The 20,422-nt window shown below is 26.4% G+C and carries 19 protein-coding genes; 15 read left to right on the top strand and 4 right to left on the bottom strand.

The window, feature by feature from the left end; genetic code table 11:
- The first annotated feature begins 38 nt into the window (after positions 1-38).
- The gene (locus Q1J78_RS02565) at positions 39-2,387 is read left to right on the top strand and encodes a heavy metal translocating P-type ATPase (RefSeq protein ID WP_300278838.1); all 2,349 of its coding nucleotides are present in this window, start codon (positions 39-41) and stop codon (positions 2,385-2,387) included.
- 212 nt (positions 2,388-2,599) lie between these two features.
- Here the strand turns inward: Q1J78_RS02565 and Q1J78_RS02570 are convergent, their stop codons facing one another.
- On the bottom strand, positions 2,600-2,824 hold the full coding sequence (locus Q1J78_RS02570; RefSeq protein WP_330683268.1) for a TM1266 family iron-only hydrogenase system putative regulator: 225 nt from the start codon (positions 2,822-2,824) through the stop codon (positions 2,600-2,602).
- Between the two features lie 97 nt (positions 2,825-2,921).
- Between Q1J78_RS02570 and hydE the strand changes: the two genes are divergently transcribed.
- The 6 genes from hydE to Q1J78_RS02600 all read left to right on the top strand — a co-directional run bounded on the left by hydE (position 2,922) and on the right by Q1J78_RS02600 (position 9,831).
- Positions 2,922-3,974: a [FeFe] hydrogenase H-cluster radical SAM maturase HydE gene (hydE, locus tag Q1J78_RS02575; RefSeq protein WP_300278843.1), complete on the top strand. Its 1,053-nt coding sequence runs from the start codon at positions 2,922-2,924 to the stop codon at positions 3,972-3,974.
- Positions 3,975-4,052: 78 nt separating this feature from the next.
- A complete protein-coding gene (gene hydG / locus Q1J78_RS02580; RefSeq protein WP_300278846.1) occupies positions 4,053-5,477 on the top strand; it encodes a [FeFe] hydrogenase H-cluster radical SAM maturase HydG in 1,425 nt (474 codons plus the stop codon).
- Positions 5,478-5,545: 68 nt separating this feature from the next.
- Complete coding sequence (gene hydF, locus Q1J78_RS02585) at positions 5,546-6,769, top strand: [FeFe] hydrogenase H-cluster maturation GTPase HydF (protein WP_300278849.1); 1,224 nt, start codon at positions 5,546-5,548, stop codon at positions 6,767-6,769.
- Positions 6,770-7,088: 319 nt separating this feature from the next.
- On the top strand, positions 7,089-7,757 hold the full coding sequence (locus tag Q1J78_RS02590) for a response regulator transcription factor (protein ID WP_300278852.1): 669 nt from the start codon (positions 7,089-7,091) through the stop codon (positions 7,755-7,757).
- A 13-nt stretch (positions 7,758-7,770) separates the two neighbouring features.
- Positions 7,771-9,000 (top strand): sensor histidine kinase, encoded by a 1,230-nt coding sequence (locus Q1J78_RS02595; protein WP_300278855.1) that lies wholly within the window; start codon positions 7,771-7,773, stop codon positions 8,998-9,000.
- Between the two features lie 309 nt (positions 9,001-9,309).
- Entirely contained in the window at positions 9,310-9,831 is a 522-nt protein-coding gene (locus Q1J78_RS02600) for a TIGR04002 family protein (protein WP_300278858.1), read from the top strand.
- Between the two features lie 132 nt (positions 9,832-9,963).
- Here the strand turns inward: Q1J78_RS02600 and Q1J78_RS02605 are convergent, their stop codons facing one another.
- Positions 9,964-11,148 carry a hypothetical protein gene (locus Q1J78_RS02605; protein ID WP_300278861.1) on the bottom strand — a complete coding sequence of 395 codons (1,185 nt, stop codon included), beginning with the start codon at positions 11,146-11,148 and terminating at the stop codon, positions 9,964-9,966.
- Positions 11,149-11,397: 249 nt separating this feature from the next.
- Here Q1J78_RS02605 and Q1J78_RS02610 point away from each other — a divergent pair, with 249 nt between their 5' ends.
- The 8 genes from Q1J78_RS02610 (at position 11,398) to ulaA (ending at position 18,993) form a co-directional block, all read left to right on the top strand.
- Complete coding sequence (locus Q1J78_RS02610) at positions 11,398-11,997, top strand: TIGR04100 family radical SAM protein (protein ID WP_330683255.1); 600 nt, start codon at positions 11,398-11,400, stop codon at positions 11,995-11,997.
- Between the two features lie 21 nt (positions 11,998-12,018).
- Positions 12,019-13,482, top strand: coding sequence for a cell wall-binding repeat-containing protein (locus Q1J78_RS02615; protein ID WP_300278863.1), 1,464 nt, complete (start codon positions 12,019-12,021; stop codon positions 13,480-13,482).
- Between the two features lie 154 nt (positions 13,483-13,636).
- A complete protein-coding gene (locus tag Q1J78_RS02620; RefSeq protein ID WP_300278866.1) occupies positions 13,637-14,194 on the top strand; it encodes a DUF3841 domain-containing protein in 558 nt (185 codons plus the stop codon).
- On the top strand, positions 14,170-14,745 hold the full coding sequence (locus tag Q1J78_RS02625) for a DUF3841 domain-containing protein (protein WP_300278869.1): 576 nt from the start codon (positions 14,170-14,172) through the stop codon (positions 14,743-14,745). The genes Q1J78_RS02620 and Q1J78_RS02625 overlap by 25 nt, the downstream gene beginning before the upstream one ends.
- A gap of 199 nt (positions 14,746-14,944) precedes the next feature.
- Positions 14,945-16,873 carry a BglG family transcription antiterminator gene (locus tag Q1J78_RS02630; RefSeq protein ID WP_300278872.1) on the top strand — a complete coding sequence of 643 codons (1,929 nt, stop codon included), beginning with the start codon at positions 14,945-14,947 and terminating at the stop codon, positions 16,871-16,873.
- A 24-nt stretch (positions 16,874-16,897) separates the two neighbouring features.
- A complete protein-coding gene (locus Q1J78_RS02635; protein WP_300278875.1) occupies positions 16,898-17,299 on the top strand; it encodes a PTS sugar transporter subunit IIA in 402 nt (133 codons plus the stop codon).
- A 1-nt stretch (position 17,300) separates the two neighbouring features.
- Positions 17,301-17,576 (top strand): PTS sugar transporter subunit IIB, encoded by a 276-nt coding sequence (locus tag Q1J78_RS02640; RefSeq protein ID WP_300278878.1) that lies wholly within the window; start codon positions 17,301-17,303, stop codon positions 17,574-17,576.
- A 49-nt stretch (positions 17,577-17,625) separates the two neighbouring features.
- The gene (ulaA, locus tag Q1J78_RS02645; RefSeq protein WP_300278881.1) at positions 17,626-18,993 is read left to right on the top strand and encodes a PTS ascorbate transporter subunit IIC; all 1,368 of its coding nucleotides are present in this window, start codon (positions 17,626-17,628) and stop codon (positions 18,991-18,993) included.
- Positions 18,994-19,126: 133 nt separating this feature from the next.
- Here ulaA and upp read toward each other — a convergent pair whose 3' ends face one another.
- Entirely contained in the window at positions 19,127-19,756 is a 630-nt protein-coding gene (gene upp / locus Q1J78_RS02650; protein WP_300278884.1) for a uracil phosphoribosyltransferase, read from the bottom strand.
- Positions 19,757-19,883: 127 nt separating this feature from the next.
- A complete protein-coding gene (locus tag Q1J78_RS02655) occupies positions 19,884-20,309 on the bottom strand; it encodes a 4Fe-4S dicluster domain-containing protein (protein WP_300278887.1) in 426 nt (141 codons plus the stop codon).
- Between the last annotated feature and the right edge of the window lie 113 nt (positions 20,310-20,422).

Here is a 20,422-nt window from a genome sequence, read left to right on the forward strand (position 1 = left end):
GTATAATGAAAGTGTAATAAGTTTAAGGAGGGAAAGGTATGTCGACTAAAGAATTAACATTTAGAATAGACGGAATGCATTGTGCAGCATGTGCAATGGGATCAGAAAAAGCTATTTCAAAACTTGATGGTGTAGAAGAAGCAAGTGTAAATATAGCTACAGAAAAAGCATTTGTAAAATACGACCCAGAAAAAGTTAGTATAGAAGAAATAGCAAAGTCAGTAAAATCAAAAGGATTTACACCAATAATAAATAAATCTGAAATTGAAAAACAATCAGTAATTATAAACAAAATAGATTCAGATAAAAAAAATGATGAAATAGAAAATTCTGGATTTATTTCTCAAACAGATGAAGAAAGAAGATTAAGTAAAGAAAAAGAAATACATGACATGTTTACAAAATTTGTAGTGACAATGTGTTTAGCAATACCATTATTTTATATAGCTATGGGACCAATGGTACCATCACCTATAGGTCCATGGCCATTACCAGATATAATCAGTCCAAGTACGCATTTATTAAATTATGCGATAATACAAATTATATTAGTAGTTCCTATTATGATAATAGGTAAGCATTTTTATATTAATGGTACAAAAGCCATTCTTACAAAATCACCTAATATGGATACATTAGTAGCAGTTGGAACACTTGCAGCATTTGTATATAGTTTATACACAACTATACAAATAGCAACAGGAACTGTGGGACATTCACATCACCATCAGCTTTATTTTGAAAGTGCAGGGATAATAATAGCACTTGTATCTTTAGGAAAATATTTTGAAACTAAATCTAAAGGAAAGACATCTGAAGCTATAAAAAAATTAATTGGTTTACAACCTAATACAGCAGTAATAGAAACTGAAGATGGTGAGAAAGAAGTACATATAGATACTATTAAAATAGGAGATATAGTAATTGTAAAACCAGGTGAGAAAATACCTTCAGATGGTATAGTTACTTATGGAAATACATATGTAGATGAATCTATGATAACAGGAGAAAGTGTACCAGTTGCTAAAAAAGAAGGTGATTCTGTTACTGGTGCATCATTAAATAAAAATGGATTTATAAAAATAAGAATAGAAAAAACAGGAGAAAATACTGTATTATCACAAATTATAAAATTAGTGGAAGATGCTCAATCTAGAAAAGCTCCTATAGCTAAATTGGCAGATACAGTTGCAGGATATTTTGTACCAACTGTTATGACAATAGCCTTAATTTCTGCTATATTATGGTACTTTATAGGAGGAAAAGATATAGTATTTTGTTTAACTATTTTTGTATCTGTTCTTGTAATTGCATGCCCTTGTGCACTTGGTCTTGCTACACCTACAGCTATAATGGCAGGTACAGGAAAAGGTGCAGAAAATGGAATTCTTATAAAAGGTGGAGATTCACTTGAATCAGCATATAAAATAGATACAGTTGTCTTTGATAAAACTGGAACTATAACAGAAGGTAAACCAGAAGTAACAGATGTTTTATTAAATTCAGATAAATTTAATAAAGAAGAAATAATATCATTTACAGCATCAGCAGAAAAAGTATCAGAACATCCTCTTGGTGAAGCAATAGTTAGATATGCAGAAGAAAATAAAATAGAAATTTTTGCAACAGAAGAATTTGAAAATATACCAGGAAAGGGTATAAAAGCTTTAATAAATGGAAATAGTATAATAATTGGTAATAAAAAAATAATACTAAGCGAAAATATAGATATAAATGATTCTGAAGAAAAAGCAAGTTTATTATCTAAACAAGGTAAAACACCTATGTATGTTGCAATAAATGGAAATATAGAAGCCGTTGTAGGTGTTGCAGATGTAGTTAAAGAAACTAGTAAAGAAGCTGTTGAAAAATTACAAGCTATGAATATAAAGACTGTTATGTTAACAGGAGATAATGAAAAAACAGCTCAAGCAATAGCTAAAAGCGTAGGTATAGATACAGTTGTATCAGATGTATTACCTGAAGAAAAAGCAAAAGTTATAAAAAATTTACAAGATGAAGGAAGATTTGTAGCAATGGTTGGAGATGGAATAAATGATGCTCCTGCACTTGCAAAAGCTAATATAGGTATAGCAATAGGAAATGGAACTGATATAGCAATAGAATCAGCAGATATAGTTCTTATGAGAAATAGTATATTAGATGTTCCTAAAGCGATAAAATTAAGTAGAGAAACTATAAAAAATATAAAACAAAATTTATTCTGGGCATTTGGATATAATACAATTGGAATACCAGTTGCAGCTGGACTTTTATATATCTTTGGAGGACCTCTTCTAAATCCTATGATAGCAGCTGCTGCGATGAGTTTAAGTTCAGTATCAGTTGTTTCAAATGCACTTAGATTAAAGACAATAAAATTATAAAAAATAATAAAACTATACAATTAAATTATAGCTAACTGTGCAACATTGAAAATACAGTAGATTAATGATATACTGAAAAAGTAAATCGAACTGACGGTGAGGGGAATAAACCCGAGTTGAAAGGCGATGGATTGCACAAAAAATCTATCCCTGCGTCAAGCTGATGCAGGGATTTTTATTTATAGTATATTTTAAAAAATCTAAATTTAAAATTACTTTTTAGAATATTGGACTTTTACATTAAGTCCTTTAACCATACCCAATTTACCTGAAAGAGAACTAATTACATCTGAAGGAGCATCGATTATAACACTTATAATGCTCACTTCCTTTTTTGGATATGGAACTCCCATTCTTCCAACTATGTAATTAGCAAAATCATGAAGAATTTTATTCAGTGCATCAGACGCTTGTAAATCCTCAACTATTATCCCCACAAGGGCAATCCTTGTTTCCATAAAGACACCTCCCAAGATTTATTTAACTAAATTTTATATTTAAAAAACTTTATAGTCAATAGCGAAAGGAATTCAAATGAAAGAATTAATCGATAAATTAGAGAAAGAAAAGAATCTATCGAAAGAAGAATTTATATCCTTATTGAAAATCAACAAAGAAGAAGATATAAGATATTTGAATGAAAAAGCAAAAAATGTTAGAGATAACATTTATGGGAAAAAGATATTTATAAGAGGTCTTATAGAAATATCTAATTATTGTAAAAATAATTGTTATTACTGTGGTATTAGGAGAAGTAATAACAAAGCCCAACGATATAGACTTACAAAAAATCAGATTTTAGATTGTTGTAAAGAAGGATATAATATTGGATTTAGAACATTTGTAATGCAAGGAGGAGAAGACGCTTATTTTACTGATGATATTATGGTAGATATAATTTCTGAAATAAAAAAAAATTATCCTGATTGTGCAATAACACTTTCTTTGGGAGAAAGAAGCACAGAAAGCTATAGAAAATTAAAAAAAGCAGGTGCAGATAGATATCTTTTGCGTCATGAAACTTTTAATAACAAGCATTATAATAAATTGCATCCTAAAGAATTAGATCCAGAAAATAGAAAAAGATGTTTGAGAGATTTAAAAAAACTGGGATTTCAAACAGGTACAGGTATAATGGTAGGTTCGCCTTACCAAAGTACTGAAAATATAGCAGATGATTTAATATTTATAAAAGAATTAGATCCAGAAATGATAGGAATAGGTCCTTTTATATCACATAAAGATACACCATTTAATGATTTTGAAAACGGTACCATGGAATCGACATTGATACTAATATCAATACTTAGGCTACTATGTCCATATGCTTTGATACCTGCAACAACAGCATTAGGAACTATAAATCCTAAAGGAAGAGAAAAAGGTATTTTGGCAGGAGCAAATGTAATAATGCCAAATCTATCACCAAAAGAAGATAGGAAAAAATATATGCTATATAATAACAAATTAAGCGACGGAGAAGAATCTGTGGAAGGTCTTAATAAGTTGAAAAAATCTATGTTAAATATAGGGTATGAAATAGTGGTAGATAAAGGCGATTATATAAAAATAAAAAACAACTATTAAAATTTAAAAATATGAATTGAAAAGTATAAAATTTACTTTTTAAAATAAAAATAAAATTACCACATGGGGGAAAATAAAATGTACAAATATAATCCAAAATCACTTAAAGCAGAAGAATTTATAAATCATGAAGAAATAATAGAATCTATAGAATATGCAAAACAAAATAAAAGCAATAGAGAATTAATAGAATCTATAATAGAAAGAGCTAAAGACTGTAAAGGCTTAACACATAGAGAAGCAGCTTTATTACTTGAATGTGATCAAGAAGATTTAAATGAAAAAATGTTTAGTTTAGCAAAAGAAATAAAACAAAAAATTTATGGAAATAGAATAGTAATGTTTGCACCACTTTATTTATCTAATTACTGTGTAAACGGATGTGTTTACTGTCCATATCATTTTAAAAATAAACATATAAGTAGAAAAAAACTATCTCAAGAAGAAATAGTTAAAGAAGTTATAGCACTACAAGATATGGGGCATAAGCGTTTAGCATTAGAAACAGGAGAAGACCCTATAAATAGTCCAATAGAATATGTTTTAGAAAGTATAAAAACTATTTATGGAATAAAACATAAAAATGGAGATATAAGAAGAGTTAATGTAAATATTGCTGCAACAACAGTTGAAAATTATAGAAAGCTTAAAGATGCTGGAATAGGTACATACATTTTATTCCAAGAAACTTATAACAAAGCAAACTATGAATTACTTCATCCAACAGGTCCAAAACATGATTATTGCTATCATACTGAAGCTATGGATAGAGCTATGCAAGGTGGAATTGATGATGTTGGTATAGGAGTACTATTTGGACTTGAAATGTATAGATATGATTTTGTAGGATTATTGATGCATGCAGAGCATCTAGAAGCAGCACAAGGCGTAGGTCCTCATACAATAAGTGTTCCTAGAATCTGTCCAGCAGATGATATAAACACAGATGATTTTTCAAATGCTATATCTGATGAAATATTCCATAAAATAGTTGCAATAATAAGAATAGCTGTTCCATACACAGGAATGATAATATCTACTAGAGAATCTAAAAAATCTAGAGAAAAAGTTCTTGAATTAGGTGTATCTCAGATTAGTGGAGGGTCAAAAACTAGTGTTGGAGGATATGCAGAAGAAGAATCAGAAGAAGATAATTCATCACAGTTTGATGTAAGCGATACAAGAACTTTAGACCAAGTTGTAAATTGGTTATTAGATGGAGGATTTATACCTAGTTTTTGTACAGCTTGTTATAGAGAAGGAAGAACAGGAGATAGATTTATGGCTCTTGCAAAATCTGGACAAATTGCAAACTGCTGTCAACCAAATGCGTTACTAACATTAAATGAATATTTAGATGATTATGCATCTGAAGATACAAGAAAAAAAGGTAAGGCTCTTATAGAAAGAGAACTTGAAAATATAACTAATCCAAAAGCTAAAGAAACTTGTATAAAATATCTTAATGCAATAGATGATGGAAAAAGAGATTTTAGATTCTAATATATTTATAAATTTTAAAAATATATTTTGTAAATAAAAAATTTATTTATATAGGAGGATTTTGAAATATGTCAGGACTTAATGAAACGCCAAGAGCAGAAAGGCTTCATATAGGCATATACGGAAGAAGAAACAATGGAAAATCATCATTAATAAATGCTATAACAGGTCAAAATATTTCTCTTGTTTCAGATGTAGAAGGCACTACAACAGATCCAGTTTATAAATCAATGGAACTTCATGGTATAGGTCCTGTTGTATTTATAGATACTGCTGGATTTGACGATGAAGGAAATCTTGGAAAATTAAGAGTAGAAAGAACTTTAGATGCAATTAATAAAACAGATATCGCTATAATTGTTTTTTCTGATAAAAATATAAAAAATCAAGAAGAAATAGATATTGAAATTGAAAAAATATGGATTGAAAAATTAAAGAAAGCAAAAATACCGTACTTATTAGTATTAAACAAAACTGATAAAATTGAAACAATTCTTTTGGAAAAATTTAAAAGTGAAATAATCGATAAGTTAAAATTTAATCCAATACTTACAAGTACAGTAGAAAAAAAAGGAATTACTCAAATTAGAGAAGAATTAATAAGATTATTACCAGAAGATTACTCTATGAGAAGTATAACTAGTAAAATTGTAAATGATGGAGATACTGTTTTATTGGTTATGCCACAAGATATACAAGCACCAAAAGGAAGATTGATTTTACCTCAAGTACAAACAATAAGAGATCTTTTAGATAATAAATGCTTGGTTTTCTGCTCAACTTATGAAAATATGGACTTGATGCTTTCAAAATTAATATCTCCTCCTAATTTAATAATAACTGATTCACAAATTTTTGGAGATGTATATAATAAAAAACCAAAGGAGAGTAAATTAACATCTTTTTCAGTATTATTTGCTGATTTTAAAGGAGATATAGACTATTATCGAGAAAGTGTAAAAGCTATAGAAAAATTAACAGAAAAATCAAAAGTACTAATAGCAGAAGCTTGTACACATGCCCCTCTAGAAGAAGATATAGGAAGAGTTAAAATTCCAAACAGACTTAGAAAAAAAGTAGGCAAAGAGATTCAATTTGATATAGTTTCAGGAAGAGATTTTCCTAAAAACTTAAAAGAATACGACCTTATAATACATTGTGGAGGTTGTATGTTCAATAGAAAATATGTGTTATCTAGAATAGAAATGGCAAAAGAACAGAATGTTCCTATGACAAATTATGGAGTAGTGATGGCATATTTGTCAGGAATAATAGATAAAATAGATTTCTAAAAAATTATAAACTAAAAATTTTTTATAAGTTTTTATTATGATTTTCCCCAAAATAATAAAAAAATAAATATAAAATAAATGTATTTTTATAAAATAGCTTTTGGCTTATATACAGGTCTAAAAGCTATTTTTTTTGTGTAAATTCACATTAATATTGTAAAAAATTAAGAAAAGTATAGAATTAATTAAGTTTTATATTGTAATATTGAATAATTAGTTTTGAAATTATAATGAAGTTAAAAAGATTAAAGTATGATATAATATAATCGAGTATGAATTTATAATATCAAAAAGTATGAATTTAATAAGGAGGTAAAAAATGAATTCTTCTATATTAGTAATTGAAGATGATTCTAGCATACAGGATTTAATAAAAGAATTTTTAAGTGCAGAAGGATATAATGTTGATGCAGCAAGTGATGGAATAGAAGGAATACAAAAATTTAAAGAAAGTAACTATGACCTTATAATTCTAGATATTATGATGCCAAATTTAGATGGTTATGGAGTTTGTAAAATGATCAGACAAACATCTAGTGTGCCTATAATATTCCTTACAGCTCTTAACCAAGAAAGTGATCAGTTAAAAGGTTTTGAAATAGAGTGTGATGATTATATAACAAAGCCATTTTCATTTAACTTACTTGTAAAAAGAGTAGAAGCAATACTTAGAAGAAGTAATAAAACAATAAATGACAATTTTATAACTTTTGAAAAATTAAAATTAAATTTAGATACATATTCAGCAGAAATTGATGGAAATGTAATAGAATTAACTTTAAAAGAATTTAATATATTAAAGGAGTTAATAGAAAAATACCCACAAGTAATAACAAGAGAAAGTCTTTTAGATAGTATTTGGGGATATGATTATTATGGTGATACAAGAATAGTAGATGCACATATAAAAAACATAAGAAAGAAAATTACTCTACCATATATAAAAACAGTAAAAGGAATAGGATACACTCTTGACAAGACTATATAAGCGTTGGCAAAATATGAATATAAAATATAAGTTATTTTCAATAACAACAGTTCTTCTTGTAGTATTAACACTATTTATATATGCAATGCTATATTTTCTATTACCAGAATACTATCATAAATATAAAATAGAAGCTCTTCGAAATTCTGTTGAAAATGCCGTTTTTATTGCTGAAAATGAGGATATAAATCGGTTTGAAGAAGAATTATATAGAATGTCTAAAGAACAAAATTTAGCTATACTACTTAGAGATAAAGATGGTAATATTATTTATGGAAAAAATGAAGTTGTATTTATAAAATATAGTAAATACTTATTAAATAGTTTGAATAGTGAATATAAATTATCAACAGAAGTTAAAATCAAAGGAATAGATGAAGAATATGTATTAAGTATAATTATGCCATTACAACAAATTAATGAAGCGAATAAAGTTTTAAGGAATTTAGTTCCTATTACAATATTAATTGCGATATTAATAGGTATACTTGGCTCTTTTATATATTCAAATGTAATAACAAAGCCATTGATTGATATAATTGAAAAAGAAAGACAGGAAGAAGAAAATAGGAGAGAGTTTATAGCTACAATATCACACGAGTTAAAAACCCCTATAACTATAATAAGTGGTCAGCTAGAAGGTATGATTTATAATATTGGGAAATATAAAGATAGAGATAAATATTTAAAAGAATCTTATTCATCAACACAAGAACTAAAAGATCTTGTAAATGAAATGATTGAAATATCAAAAACAGATATAATGTCTGCTTCATTTGAACCTTCATTTATAAAGATAAAAGATCTTGTAGAAATAATAATAAAAAGACAAGAATTTCTTATAGATGAAAAAAATTTAAAGGTAAATATTTCTATAAATGAAGATGCTTTAATTTATGCAGATAATGATAAGTTTTCAAAAGCATTATACAATATAATAAATAATGCTATAAAGTATACGCCTGAAAATGAAAGTATAAACATAAAATTTATTGAAAGAGGATTTAGAGCATCAATTCTTGAAATTGAAAATACTGGAATAACTATTTCAGAAGAATCTTTAAAAAATATATTTAATCCATTTTTTAGGGTTGAAAAATCTCGCTCTAGAAAGACAGGTGGAAGTGGCTTAGGTTTATATTTAACAAGTCAAATATTAGCTAAGCATGGATTTGAATATAAGATGACAAATAGAGGTAATGCAGTATTATTCACAATAGAATTTACAAGTAAAAAATCATAATTAATAATTTTAATAAAAGCTATAGTATTTAGTACTATAGCTTTTTGTATGTAGAAAATTCAAAGTTTTACTAAGAGTTCTATTAATTTAAAATTTATATAATTAAATAATAAATTAATATATTAAACTTTAATAACAAAAGAATAAAAAATAATATAAATTTTAAAATAAAGTAATCATCATTAAAATGTAGTCATACAATTTTGGATAATAAAGAAAAATACGCAAATATATTTTAAAATTGTATGAGTTGATGTATCATATTCTTATAGAAAAATTTAATTTGTATGAGTTGTGTAGGAGGAAGAAATGAGTAGTACAGAAACAAATAATAAAACAAAATTAATGGTATTATCAGCTTTATTAGCAGCAATGATATTTTTATCAGTAGCATATCTTTTCCATATACCAGTTGGAGCAAATGCAGGATATGTACATTTAGGAGATGCTTTTATATATTTAGCAGCAGTTTTATTACCAAGACCATATGCATTTGCAGCAGCAGCTATAGGAGCTGGATTTGCAGATATTGCTACTGGTTCTGCTATATGGGCTATACCAACAATGATTATAAAACCAATATTAGTTCCATTTTTTACTAATAAATCTGAAAAAATAATAACTAAAAGAAATGTTTTAGCAACTATATATGCAGGTATATTGGGAACAGTATTATATATGATAGCAGAAGGAATTATGATAGGAAGTATGAAAGCTGCTTTTGTACTTAGTTTAATGAGCTTTGTGCAACCAGTTGGAAGTGCAATCGTATTTGTAATTATAGGATTAGCATTTGACAAAATTAATATAAAAGAAAAATATAAATTATAGCATTAATAAAAGAGGAAGATTATATATTTTTTATTAATAAATTTAACAATAGTCATATAAAATAAAATACCGATAAATCCATAAAATATAAGGATATATCGGTATTTTTATAATTAAAATTTAAAAATATATTTATTCTTGTATTCCATATCTTTTTTTGCATATTTCAAGTGCTTCAAAAAGACCAGCTACAATGCGTTTTAATTGCTCTTCATCAAAATCTAAATATTTTTTCATATCAAAACCTTCACTTAAACCTTTATAAATATAATACATTTTATTTGATGAAAATTCAGGTTTTGCATAGATAGAAACATTTACACCATCAGAAAGACCTTTTCTTATCTGTCTCATCTGAGTAAAATCAAACTCAGAATTAGCAAGTATAGAAACATCGTCACCTTCTTTTAATGCTTTTCTAATTTCATACATCTGATGTCTATCAAATACAGGTTTTGCATAAGAAGAAACATCAAGTCCAATTCTCAATCCTTTTCTAATTTCGCACATTTGTTCAGCATCAAAATTTGTATCTGCATAAATAGAAACATCACAATTTTCTATAAGACCATGGCGAATTTCATACATTTGCTCTTTTGTAAATTTTGGTTTTGCAAAAATATCGACATTTACGCCATCTTCCAATCCCTTTACAATTTGTTCTAATCTATCTCTATCAAATTTATAGTTTTCCCAAGATGTTGTATCAAGACCATCATTTTTATAATGACATATTATATTAAGTTGTTGCTGAGTTACATTTTCTCCAGAAGCTAATGCATTTCCAACACATTCTCTAACTAATTTAACTCTATCTTCAAACATATTATCATTTGATGGATAAGCATAAGATTGAACATCTATACCAGCACGAAGACCTAATATAATTTGTTGTAGCTGATATTCAGATAAACTATCTAAATCAAATTCAGATAAGTCAAGTCCGGATTTTAAAGCTCCAAATATTTCAGCCATTTTATAACTATCAAAATTTTTCTTAGCATAAATAGAAATATCTAAACCTTCTTTTAGTCCTTTTGATATCCAATAAAGTTCTTTAGATGAAAAACCTTCTTTTACATATTTTGAAATATCGTGACCATTTTCTAATGCTTCTCTTATAATTTTCATATCTCTACTATCAAATGTTGGCTTAGCATAAATAGAGACATCTAGATTTTCTTTTAAACCAAGTCTTATCTCTCTCATCTGATTATAGTCAAAACATTCATTTTCATAAACAGAAACATCTAAACCTAAACTTATACCTTTATTTATTTCTCTAATCTGGTTTGCATTGAATTTGTTAAATTTCATTATTATCAACTCCCCAAAATAAATTTACTTATACTTAATTATATTACAAGTAGCAAACGATTTCCATAGATTTTAGAATTTAAGAAAATAATAAAAATTTTTTATAATAAATTTGTATGGGTACAATATACTAAGAATAAAGTTTTTAAGATTTATAATCTGCAATATAGTATAATATATTGTGTAAAATAAATTTATCAATAATAATAAATATTATTAGAAATTATATGAAAGAAGAGTGATTATATTATGATGACAATATTTTATCCTATAGGAGAAAGTCTTTATGTAAATTTAACCAATAAATGTCCATGTAGATGTGTTTTTTGTGTTAGAGAAGAACATGAAACAGTAGGTGGAAACAATAGTTTATGGCTAGACCACGATCCATCAATGGAAGAAATAAAAAGAGATTTAGAAAAATTCAATTTATCTGAATACAAAGAAATAGTATTTTGTGGATTTGGTGAACCAATGATGAGAATGGATGACCTTATAGAAACAGCAAAATACATAAAATCTAAAAAAAATATAAAAATAAGAATAAATACAAATGGTTTAGGAGATCTTATACATAATAAAAATACAGCTGAATGTATAAAAGATTGTATAGACTCTGTTTCAATAAGTTTAAATGCTCCAGATAAAGAAAGTTATTGTAGAGTGACTAGACCAAAATTTGGAGAAAAATCTTTTGATGCTATGTTAAATTTTGCAAAAGAATGTAAAGAATGTGGAATAAATATAGCTTTTTCTGTTGTAGATGAAATTACTGAAGAAGAAATAAAAAAATCTAAAGAACTTGCAGAAAGTTTAGGAGTAAAATTAAGAGTAAGACATAAAAATTAATTAAAAAATAGTGAGGATTTTATGAAAATTAAAAGAAAAATAAAAATTTTTTTATTATCTATATTAATAGCTACAACTTTTTCATCATCAAATAATTTAAATGCTTTAAGTGTAGAGGAAATTAAAGGTGTTGATAGATATGATACAGCGTTTAAAATTTCAAAGAAATTATCTAATTATAATACAGTAATATTAGTAAACTCTACAGTTTCTTTAGCTGATGGTTTATCTGCATCTAGTTTGTCTGGATTTAAAAATGCACCTATAGTACCTATAAAAAAAGATGTTATCCCAGAAAAAAGTCTTGAAACAATAAAAAAAGCAGAAAATGTATATATAATAGGTGGAGAAGCTGCTATATCTAAAAAAGTAGAAAATCAGATTATATCACTAGGAAAGAAAATATTTAGAATAAATGGAAAGAATAGAATAGAAACATCTAAAGAAATTGCAAAAATTATTGGTAACTATGATAAAGCATTTATAGTAAATGGATTTAAAGGAGAAGCTGATGCAATGTCTGTTGCATCTATATCTGCAAGAGATAAAGCTCCTATTTTACTTACAGATGGAAATAATATAAATCATGAATTAAAAAATAATGTAAAATACTATACTATTGGAGGAGACAAGGTTATTACTAATAAAGTTTCATCATATTATGCATCAAAAAGATTATTTGGTAAGAATAGATACGAAACAAATAGAGTCATTTTAAATAATTTTTATAAAGATACAAAGAAATTTTATTGTACAGATGGAAATGCACTTATAGATGCATTGACATCATCTCTTTTGGCGAAAGATAATGGTATGGTCTTTACTGGAAAAGGAATAGATACTAGTATATTAAAAAATAAAGATATTATAAAAATAGGAAAATGTACTATAGATAATAGTACTCATATAAATAAAAAAGAGTATTTTAAGCCAATTGTAATAGATGAAAAAACAAAAATGAAAATGGATGGTTTTTCAATGCCTAAAAATCATAAAGGTATAACATATGATGATTTAAGAAAAATTAATATTATCTATTATGGATTTGATGATTCTTATCATAATGATGGAGTATTAATAGTAAATAAATCTGTTGCTAAAGATATTTCAGATATTTTTAATGACTTATATAAAGCTAAGTATCCTATAGAAAAAATAAATATGATTGATGAATATTCAGCCAATGATGAATTGTCTATGAGTGATAATAATACATCTAGTTTTTGTTACAGACTAGTTAATAATACAAAAGTTATTTCTAAACATTCAAAAGGATTAGCTATAGATATAAATCCATTATATAACCCTCAAGTAAAAAATAATACTGTTTATCCAGCAAATGGAAAACCATACATTGATAGAAATAAAAATGTAAAGGGAATGATAAAAAAAGGTGATGCATGTTATAATGCGTTTATATTAAGAGGTTGGAAATGGGGAGGAAACTGGAAAAACGTAAAAGATTATCAACACTTTGAAAAATAATTTTAGATAAATAATTTTAAAAGATGCTAATGATTTTAGCATCTTTTTTGTATGAGAAAATATAAATACAAATTATTACAAAAATAAAGGATATTATTTATAATTATAGAATATTTAAAATAATAATATATTTTACAAAAGGAAAGAAAATAAAATGGAAAAGATAAAAGTATGGACTAAACAAAATAAAGATGTTTTAGAACAGTTGAAAAAAGAAGGTAGATATATTGCTAAAAAAGAATACATAAAGAAAGATTTAGAAGAACATACAAATTTAGTTTTAGAAGTTTATGATTGGCTATCAAATAATGGACCTTTATCAAAAGAAAAACCTGAAGATGTAAATTATCCTATATGGGTATCATTTAAGAAAGATGCAACTATGATGAATGACAAAAATTCTGTTATACTTGAATTAGAAATAGATCCTAAAATAATAACATATGTAAATATAGAAAAATGGGGAATGATATTGAATTATTCATATATTCCTAAAGATAAATCTGATTATAATAGACATAAAAAACTATTGACAGATTATGGAATGAGTGATGCAAAAGCCTATATGAGTAGATTTTATCCTCAAATAAAAAATGAGATTATAAGTAGTTGGAGTAGGTTGTTTGATGAAAATATAAAATCAAATAATGATTCTTGCTATGGAAATATTTGGGAGGTAAAAGAAGAATGGATAACAAAAATAATAAAATAGTTGTATATACATTACAAACAGAAAAAGTTGTAGATAAAATAAATAAAGAAGGGATATGTTTTTCAAAAGAAGAATATGTTAATAAAAAATATGGTGAAAGTTCAAAAATATTTACAACAGTATATTCATGGTTTGCTAAAGAATTAAATAAATATGTAAAAAAGCCAGAGAAAGCAGAGTATCCATATTGGGTATTTAAAGACTTATACAATATTGAGAATTCAAATTTAGACAAAATTTTAAAACTTGAAATTCCATTAGATGAAGTTGTTTTATTTGATGTAAGAGATTGGAATAGAATAATGTGTTTGAAGTATCTTGGTGAAAGCAAAGAAGATGAAGAGGTATTTAAAAATAAAATAAATCAATATGGAGTTTTAGAAAATAAAGTTGTATTAACAGATTTTTATCCAGATTTAAAAAAGGAAATTATGATGAGTTGGAAAAATCTCTTTAGAAATTTAGATATTTTAAAAAATGGGAAAGATGTAACAATAAATGGAATACAAGGAGCTGTTTGGAATATAAAAAAAGAATGGATTATAGATTAAAATGTATAAAAATCGTAAAAGAATGTGTAGAAATACACATTCTTTTTATATGTATATTAAAATTTAATTGAAAAATACTTATTAATCATTGTGGCATTTATTTTTTTTATTTGCCACAATAGGGGAAATAGATTTCAATTGCGGCAAAAAAATTAAATATATATAATTAATATATAAATAATCCTAGGAGATGAAAAAAGTGATCACATTAAACGAAAGACAAAATAGTATTTTAAAATACTTATATAATAAAAAAGATTACACGACAATAAAACATATATCTGAAGAATTTAATGTCAGTGTAAGAACAATAAGATATGATTTAGATAATATAGAGTATACATTAAAAGAAAATGATAATATTTCATTAATTAGAACACCGAGATATGGGATTAAGTTAGAATTTAAAGGAAAAAGAGATATTGTAACATTTGCATCAATATTTGATTGTGCTGAAATAAACTCACCAGAGGATAGAGTAATTTTTATTGCTTTAAATATTTTGATTGGAAATAGTAAGGTTGAAGAACTTGCTCAGATGCTATCAGTAAGCAAAAATACGATTATATCTGATTTAAAAAAAGCAAAAGAAGTATTAAACAATCTTAGAATAAACACTATTTCAAAAGCTTATAAAGGAACTTTTATTGATGGAGATGAAGAAGATATAAGATATGCTTTTATAAATTTATTCTATAAAATAACTATTGGAGATGGTTATAGATTTTTAAAAATGATAATAGATGATTTTGAAAATCAAAAAAATGATATTGAACAAAGAATAAACAAAGTAGAAGATAAACTTTCTCTTAAATACTCTGACACCTCATTTAAAGAGTTAACAATTATTATATTATATTGTTTTATAAGAATGAAAGAATGTTCAAATTTCAATTATACAGATAAATATATAGAAGAAAAATCTAAAGAAGAAGAATTTAGAATAATAAAAGAAGTATTTTCTGATAAGACAAAAGATAAAAGAGAAATTTGTTATATTATGAAATGGTTTAAAAGTGCAAAAGTTATGAGTTTCATAAATGATAAATCTGATGGAAGTAAAATTGATTCAAATAAGTATCTAGCAATGAGAATAATTGAAGATATGGGAAATTATACAGGAATTGACTATTCTAATGATTTTGAATTTATAAATTCAGTTGTAATGCATTTTACTGTAGCAATGTACAGAATACAAAACAATTTTGGGATAGAAAATCCTTTAAAAGAAGATATTAAAATGAAACTAGGAATCATATATCAAATAACAGAAGATGTTATGAAAAAATATGAAAGTGAAGTTGGTGTTGAATTTCCAGATGATGAAATATCATATATGGCGATGCACTTTGGAGCAGCTTTTGAAAGAAAAACTCAAGAAATATTTGATACAAAAGCTTTGATAGTATGTAATAGTGGACTTTCAACAGCAGGGTTACTTAGTGCAAGAATGGAGATAATGCTACCTCAAATAAAAGTTAGTGGAATTTGTAGATTGAATAATCTTGAAGAAGAATTAAAAAACAAAGATTTTGATATAATAATTTCTACTGTTCCAATAAGAAATAAAGATATTGAATATGTAGAAGTTAATCCAATGCTAAACATAGATGATGTTTTAAAACTAAAAAAACTAGCTTTTAATAATATATATGAAAAAAGTAGTGAGTATTTAGTATCTAAATATAAAGGAAATAATGTATCATCTGTTGCAGAAATTATAAGTATAAAAAATGCTAGTTTTTTATATGATGCTGATAATTGGAAAGATGCAATACAAGAAGCTACTAAACCACTTATAAAATCAAATGATGTAAATGAAGAATATGTAACAGATATGATAAAAGCTATTGAAGACTTAGGTACATATATGGTGTTTATTCCAGAAATAGCATTTGTACATGCATCTAATAAAAATGTAATAAATAATGCAGTATCTATGCTAACTTTAAAAGATGAAATATACTTTGGAGAAAATACAGATGTAAGAATAAAAGCTATAGTTGTTCTTGCAAATAAAGATGAAAATAAAAATCTAATAGAATTAATAAATATACTTACAAAAAATAATAATGCAGAAAAATTTAAAAATGCAGAAAAATACTTTGATTTAAAAATTATGGTTTAAATAATTAAGTATGGAGATAGAATAATGATAATAAAAATAGTTGAAGAAGTTAATAATTTTAAGGAAGCAATTAAACTATCTTGTGATGAATTGGTAAAAGCAGGTTCTGCAAGTCCAGAATATTATGATGCTATTTTAGGCAAGATAGAAGAATTTGGAGCATATTTCTGTATAGCAGATCATATAGCAATGCCACATGCAAGACCAGAAGATGGAGCATTAAAAACAGATTTATGTGTAGTTAAACTAAACAAAGAAGTAGATTTTTTAGGGAAACCTATAAAAATATTCTTTACAATAACAGCTATAGATAGTTCTTCTCATATAGAGAATATAAAACGTCTAGCTGAAATATGTATGAATAGTGAAAAAATAGAAAAAATATTAAATTCAAAAAATGAAGAAGAAATTATGGAGGTAATGTAATATGAAAACAATAATGGCAGTTTGTGGATCAGGATTAGGATCAAGTTTTATGGTAGAAATGAATATAACAGATATACTTAATGAGTTAGGAGCAGCTTCTGAATATCAAGCATCTCATAACTCTCTTGCAGATGCAACAGCAGATCAAGCAGAAATATTTGTTACAGGAAAAGATTTAGAAGCAAGTGCATCTCACTTACCAAATCTTATAGTTTTAGATTCTCTTTTAGATAGAGAAGAGTTAAAAATGAAAATAAAAGAAAAAATAGGATATTAATAATATTTTTCTTAGAAAAGTACAATAGGGTATAAATAAGGAGGAAAAAATGCAAGGAATATTAGGCGATTTAGTCGATTTTATCCAAGAACCATCTGTTTTAGTTGGGATAATAGTTTTAGTTGGTCTATTACTTCAGAAGAAACCTTTTGAAGATATAATAAAAGCTACATTAAAGGCAATGGTTGGGTTTGTAGTTATATCTGCATCAGCTGATATAATTTCAGCATCATTAGCCCCATTTGGAGAAATGTTCCAATATGGATTCCATATAAATGGAGTAATACCAAATAATGAGGCAGTTGTTGCACTAGCAATAAAAGATTATGGTCAAGCAACAGCACTTATAATGGCTTTTGGTATGATAGCAAATATAATAATAGCAAGATTTACAAAATTTAAAAATATATTCTTAACAGGACATATTACATTATATATGGCTTGTATGGTAGCAGTTATACTTTCAGTTTCAGGAATGAAGGGTGTACAATTAGTATTTACAGGTGCTCTTGCTCTTGGAATAGTAATGGTTATATTCCCATCAATATGTCAACCTTTTATGAAAGAAATAACAAAAAATGATTCTGTAGCAATGGGGCATTTCTCATCAGTAGGTTATGCTCTTTCAGGTTGGATCGGTACAAAAGTAGGCAAAAATTCAAAATCTACAGAAGAGATGAATGTACCTAAATCTTTAAGTTTCCTTAGAGATTCAGTAGTATCAATATCTATAACAATGTTAGTACTTTACATAGTAGTTGCAATTGCATCGGGATCAAATTATGTTGAAACTAATTTATCTGGAGGTAAAAACTTCTTAGTATTCTCAATGATACAGGCATTAAAATTTGCAGCAGGATTTATATTAATACAAAATGGTGTTAGGTTAGTTCTTAATGAAATAGTACCTGCATTTAGAGGTATAGCAACTAAATTAGTTCCAAACTCAAGACCAGCACTAGATTGTCCAATAGTATTCCCATATGCTCCAAATGCAGTTCTTATAGGATTTATATGCTCATTTATGGGAGGTATAGCTTCTATGTTTATATTAGGAATTATGGGACTTACAATAGTAATTCCAGGAGTTGTTCCTCATTTCTTCTGTGGAGCAACAGCAGGTGTATTTGGTAATGCAACAGGTGGTAGAAGAGGAGCAATGCTTGGTTCATTTGTTAATGGGATATTAATATCATTTTTACCAGTTGGATTACTTCCGGTTTTAGGAAATTTAGGTGTTGCAAACTCTACTTTCTCAGATTCAGACTTTGCAATAGTAGGTATAATACTTGGAAAATTACAAGAATTTTTAGGTGGTAATGGAGTTACAATATCATTAATAGCTATAGTTTTAGTAATGGTAGTTTACTCTATGTTAACTAAAAAGAAAGAAGAAGCCAAACTTGATAACAATTAATAAATAAATAAAAAATCTCTCTATAAATTAGAGAGATTTTTTTCTATATACAATTCTATATATAAAAATACTGTCAAAACATATAAACATGTCAGACAGTATTTAAATACAAAATTAATTAAATTTCAATAAATTATTTAGTTCCAAATAATCTATCTCCTGCATCACCTAAACCAGGAAGTATATATCCATGATCATTTAATTTTTCATCAAGTCCTGCTACGAATATGTCAACATCTGGATGATATTTGTGAACTTCTGCTATACCTTCTGGAGAAGCTACTAAGTTAACTAATTTTATACTTTTAGCTCCTTCTCTTTTAAGAACATCTATTGCTGCAACAGCAGAACCACCAGTAGCAAGCATAGGGTCTACAACTATCATTTCTCTTTCATTTATATCCTTAGGGAATTTAGAATAGTATTCAACTGGTTTTAATGTTTCTGGATCTCTATATAATCCAACATGACCTACTTTTGCTGCAGGAACTAAAGAAACTAAACCATCAACCATTCCTAAACCAGCTCTTAATATAGGTACAATTCCTAATTTTTTACCAGCTATAACTCTAGATTTTGCTTTAACTAAAGGAGTTTCTATTTCAACTTCTTCAAGTGGAAGATCTCTAGTTATTTCATACCCCATAAGCATAGTTATTTCTGTTAATAATTCTCTAAAATCTTTTGAACCAGTATTTTTATCTCTCATTAAAGTTAATTTGTGTTGAACTAATGGATGATCAATTATTACTACTTTATTCATATATAAGCCTCCTGAAAATAATTTTATTAATCAATTAGTGTAATCAAAATTTAATACACATACTTTTACATATTATACCAAAACTATGAAAAATTTTCATCTATTTTTTTATTTTAGTAAAATGATATTAGTTTTCAACTAACTGCAATGCATTTCTTTCACAAGATTCTACACAAGCAGGAAGTAATCCTTTTTTTACTCTATCATTACAGCCATCACATTTTACCATTTTACCATTAATAAATTTAGGAACATCAAATGGACAGACAAAAGAACAAATTTGACATCCAATACATTTATCTTCATCTAAAATAACAAATCCTGTTATTGGATCTACAGATAATGCAAATTGTGGGCAATTATTAGCACATGTAGGGTCATCACAGTGTCTACAAGCATCTGTAATAAGTTTTAAAGAATTATCAATAGGATTATCAATCCTTTTCATTTTTCTACAACTCTGACCACCTTTATCAGAATGTATCTTAGCACAAGCTGTATGACAATCAAAACAACCATTACAAAGCCCTATGTTATAAATAATATTTTTCAAAATAAACCTCCCCAAAATCTAATTAAATATAAATAATAAATATATTATAGTTAAAATTAAAAAAATGTATATTATAAATTACGATTTAATTGTACTAAAAAATAAAGCTTATT

This window comes from Peptacetobacter sp. (genome assembly GCF_029264495.1).
Lineage (GTDB): Bacteria > Bacillota > Clostridia > Peptostreptococcales > Peptostreptococcaceae > Peptacetobacter.